Raw genomic sequence first — 5,031 nt, 5'->3', positions numbered from 1 at the left:
TGCCTGACGATGACCTACTCTCACATGGGGAGACCCCACACTACCATCGGCGCTGAGCGGTTTCACTGCTGAGTTCGGCATGGGGTCAGGTGGGACCCGCTCGCTATGGTCGTCAGGCGTAAACGGTACAACGGCGTATTCGTGCCGTTGCGTCAACAACCTGAATCAAGCTGACACGTCAAGGCGACCGCGCGTCCTGGCGGCTCCGGCAAACATCATCGCACCCCAACCCCTTGGGTGTTATATGGTCAAGCCTCACGGACCATTAGTACGGGTTAGCTCAACACCTTGCAGTGCGTCCACATCCCGCCTATCAACCTCGTCGTCTTCGAGGGTCCTTCAGGGAGCTTACACTCCAGGGACGTCTCATCTTGAAGGGGGCTTCCCGCTTAGATGCTTTCAGCGGTTATCCCATCCGCACTTAGCTACCGGGCAATGCCCTTGGCAGGACAACCCGAACACCAGCGGTGCGTCCACTCCGGTCCTCTCGTACTAGGAGCAGCTCTTCTCAAACGTCCAACGCCCACGGCAGATAGGGACCGAACTGTCTCACGACGTTCTAAACCCAGCTCGCGTACCACTTTAAATGGCGAACAGCCATACCCTTGGGACCGACTTCAGCCCCAGGATGTGATGAGCCGACATCGAGGTGCCAAACACCGCCGTCGATGTGAACTCTTGGGCGGTATCAGCCTGTTATCCCCGGAGTACCTTTTATCCGTTGAGCGATGGCCCTTCCATACAGAACCACCGGATCACTAGAACCTACTTTCGTACCTGCTCGACGTGTCTGTCTCGCAGTTAAGCACCCTTATGCTCTTGCACTCACTGCACGATTTCCAACCGTGCTGAGGGTACCTTCGTGCTCCTCCGTTACTCTTTAGGAGGAGACCGCCCCAGTCAAACTACCCACCACACACGGTCCTCGACCCGGATTACGGGCCTGAGTTAGAACGCCAATGATGCCAGGCTGGTATTTCAAGGTTGGCTCCACGACCACTAGCGTGACCGCTTCCAAGCCTCCCAGCTATCCTACACAAGCAACATCAGCGTCCAGTGTGAAGCTATAGTAAAGGTTCACGGGGTCTTTCCGTCTAGCCGCGGGTACACAGCATCTTCACTGCGATTTCAATTTCACTGAGTCTCGGGTGGAGACAGCGTGGCCATCATTACGCCATTCGTGCAGGTCGGAACTTACCCGACAAGGAATTTCGCTACCTTAGGACCGTTATAGTTACGGCCGCCGTTTACCGGGGCTTCAATCAAGTGCTTCGGCGAACCTAACACCATCATTTAACCTTCCGGCACCGGGCAGGCGTCACACCCTATACGTCCGCTTGCGCGTTAGCAGAGTGCTGTGTTTTTAATAAACAGTTGCAGCCACCTGGTATCTTCGACCGCTCTTTGCTCCACCCGCGAGGGGCTTCACATAACAGCGGCGTGCCTTCTCCCGAAGTTACGGCACCATTTTGCCTAGTTCCTTCACCCGAGTTCTCTCAAGCGCCTGAGGATTCTCACCCTGACCACCTGTGTCGGTTTGGGGTACGGTCGTGCATGATCTGAAGCTTAGAGGCTTTTCCTGGAAGCGGGGCATCAATGACTTCCGGAGCGTACTCCGTTCGTCTCGTGTCTCGGCCTTGAGACGATGGATTTGCCTGTCGTCTCAGCCTACGCACTTTCACCAGGACAACCAACGCCTGGCTCACCTAGCCTTCTTCGTCCCCCCCTCGCAATCATGTCCGGTACGGGAATATTAACCCGTTTCCCATCGACTACGCCTTTCGGCCTCGCCTTAGGGGCCGACTCACTCTGCTCCGATTGACGTCGAACAGAAACCCTTGGTCTTCCGGCGGGGATGGTTTTCACATCCCTTATCGTTACTCATGTCAGCATTCGCACTCGTGATACCTCCAGCCCACTTCTCAATGAACCTTCATCGGCGTACACGACGCTCCTCTACCGCGAATCCGTATTCGAAAATACCGACTCACCCGTAGCTTCGGTAGCTGGTTTAGCCCCGTTACATCTTCCGCGCAGGCCGACTCGACTAGTGAGCTATTACGCTTTCTTTAAAGGATGGCTGCTTCTAAGCCAACCTCCTAGCTGTCTTCGCCTTCCCACATCGTTTCCCACTTAACCAGCATTTGGGGACCTTAGCTGACGGTCTGGGTTGTTTCCCTTTCCACAACGGACGTTAGCACCCGCTGTGTGTCTCCCACGCTGCACTCATCGGTATTCGGAGTTTGCCTCGGGTTGGTAACCCGGGATGGGCCCCTAGCCGAAACAGTGCTCTACCCCCGATGGTGATACGTGAGGCGCTACCTAAATAGCTTTCGAGGAGAACCAGCTATCTCCGGGCTTGATTAGCCTTTCACTCCGATCCACAGCTCATCCCAGCATTTTTCAACATACTTGGGTTCGGGCCTCCAGTTGATGTTACTCAACCTTCACCCTGGCCATGGATAGATCGCCCGGTTTCGGGTCTATTCCCAGCGACTGGTCGCCCAGTTAAGACTCGGTTTCCCTACGCCTCCCCTAGTCGGTTAAGCTCGCCACTGAAAATAAGTCGCTGACCCATTATACAAAAGGTACGCGGTCACCGAACATGTCGGCTCCCACTGCTTGTACGCATACGGTTTCAGGATCTATTTCACTCCCCTCGCCGGGGTTCTTTTCGCCTTTCCCTCACGGTACTGGTTCACTATCGGTCAGCCAGGAGTATTTAGCCTTGGAGGATGGTCCCCCCGTCTTCAGTCAAGGTTTCACGTGCCCCGACCTACTCGTTTTCACCAGGTGCGGATTTCGGCTACGGGACTATCACCCGCTATGGTCCGACTTCCCAATCGGTTCGCCTATCAGACACCTGACTTAAGGGCTGCTCCCCGGTCGCTCGCCGCTACTGGGGGAATCTCGGTTGATTTCTGTTCCTCGGGGTACTTAGATGTTTCAGTTCCCCCGGTTCGCCTCCCGACACTATGGATTCATGTCGGGATACTCATTTGCATGAGTGGGTTTCCCCATTCGGACATGCCCGGGTCACAGGTTGTTTGCCACCTCACCGAGCCTTTTCGCAGGCTATCACGTCCTTCATCGCCTCTGGCTGCCTAGGCATCCACCGTATGCGCTTAATCGCTTGACCATATAACCCCAAGGGGTCGGGTCGCGATTCAACTTTGCCGGATACGCAGCTCGCGTATCCTTTACATTTGTCAGCTTGATTCATGTTGTTAAAGAGCGGCTGTCATTGAGTCGATCGACGAGTCGATGATCAATGAACAGTGAAGCTCTAACTGATCAGGTAATTAATGTGAGCACTTGCAAGGATCGAACACGCGTCGTTTAAGGAGGTGATCCAGCCGCAGGTTCCCCTACGGCTACCTTGTTACGACTTCACCCCAGTCATGAACCACACCGTGGTGATCGCCCTCCGAAGTTAGGCTAACCACTTCTGGTGCAGTCCACTCCCATGGTGTGACGGGCGGTGTGTACAAGGCCCGGGAACGTATTCACCGTGACATTCTGATTCACGATTACTAGCGATTCCGACTTCACGGAGTCGAGTTGCAGACTCCGATCCGGACTGAGGCCGGCTTTCTGGGATTCGCTCCACGTCGCCGTCTTGCGTCCCTTTGTACCGGCCATTGTAGCACGTGTGTAGCCCTACCCGTAAGGGCCATGATGACTTGACGTCGTCCCCACCTTCCTCCGGTTTGTCACCGGCAGTCTCCTTAGAGTTCCCGACCGAATCGCTGGCAAATAAGGATAGGGGTTGCGCTCGTTACGGGACTTAACCCAACATTTCACAACACGAGCTGACGACAGCCATGCAGCACCTGTCTCAGAGTTCCCGAAGGCACCCCGAGATCTCTCTCGGGTCCTCTGGATGTCAAGGGTAGGTAAGGTTCTTCGCGTTGCATCGAATTAAACCACATGCTCCACCGCTTGTGCGGGCCCCCGTCAATTCATTTGAGTTTTAACCTTGCGGCCGTACTCCCCAGGCGGTCGACTTATCGCGTTAACTGCGCCACTAAGAACTCAAGGCTCCCAACGGCTAGTCGACATCGTTTACGGCGTGGACTACCAGGGTATCTAATCCTGTTTGCTACCCACGCTTTCGCACCTCAGTGTCAGTGTCAGGCCAGAAGGCCGCCTTCGCCACCGGTATTCCTCCCGATCTCTACGCATTTCACCGCTACACCGGGAATTCTACCTTCCTCTCCTGCACTCTAGTCGCCCCGTTCCGGATGCCATTCCCAGGTTGAGCCCAGGGCTTTCACACCCGGCGTGAACGACCACCTACGCGCGCTTTACGCCCAGTAATTCCGATTAACGCTTGCACCCTCCGTATTACCGCGGCTGCTGGCACGGAGTTAGCCGGTGCTTCTTCTGTGGGTGATGTCGCCCCTTGAAGCTATTAACTCCAAGGATTTCTTCCCCACTGAAAGTGCTTTACAACCCGAAAGCCTTCTTCACACACGCGGCATGGCTGGATCAGGCTTGCGCCCATTGTCCAATATTCCCCACTGCTGCCTCCCGTAGGAGTTCGGGCCGTGTCTCAGTCCCGATGTGGCTGATCATCCTCTCAGACCAGCTACGGATCGTCGCCTTGGTGAGCCGTTACCTCACCAACCAGCTAATCCGACATAGGCTCATCCAATAGTGCGAGGTCCGAAGAGCCCCCGCTTTCTCCCGTAGGACGTATGCGGTATTAGCCTGGGTTTCCCCAGGTTATCCCCCGCTACTGGGTAGATTCCTATGCATTACTCACCCGTCCGCCGCTCGTCGGCATCCAGCAAGCTGGATCCGTTACCGCTCGACTTGCATGTGTTAGGCCTGCCGCCAGCGTTCAATCTGAGCCATGATCAAACTCTTCAGTTTCAATCAATGCGTTCCTTTCCCCATAAGGGAGGCGGAACAATCCTGCTCAAGGGTCAAACGTCTCTTGACGAGTCGCTTGCCTCGATCTAGATGACTGGCATCCGATCGCTCACAAGCGCCCACATGAATTACCTGATCAATTGTTAAAGAGCG

The 5,031-nt window shown here is 55.3% G+C and carries 3 rRNA genes; all 3 read right to left on the bottom strand.

The annotated features are described in order from the left end of the window. Position 1: 1 nt before the first annotated feature. The 3 genes from rrf to H7850_RS18025 all read right to left on the bottom strand — a co-directional run bounded on the left by rrf (position 2) and on the right by H7850_RS18025 (position 4,878). A 5S ribosomal RNA gene (rrf, locus tag H7850_RS18035) occupies positions 2-117 on the bottom strand. Between the two features lie 127 nt (positions 118-244). After that, positions 245-3,139 (bottom strand): 23S ribosomal RNA (locus H7850_RS18030). A 201-nt stretch (positions 3,140-3,340) separates the two neighbouring features. Beyond that, positions 3,341-4,878, bottom strand: a 16S ribosomal RNA gene (locus H7850_RS18025). Together the 16S, 23S and 5S rRNA genes form the textbook arrangement of a ribosomal RNA operon. Between the last annotated feature and the right edge of the window lie 153 nt (positions 4,879-5,031).

This window comes from Halomonas sp. M20 (assembly GCF_020622265.1).
GTDB lineage: Bacteria > Pseudomonadota > Gammaproteobacteria > Pseudomonadales > Halomonadaceae > Modicisalibacter.
Note: the sequence above shows the minus strand (reverse complement) of the source record. Positions and strands in the feature narration are given on the sequence as shown.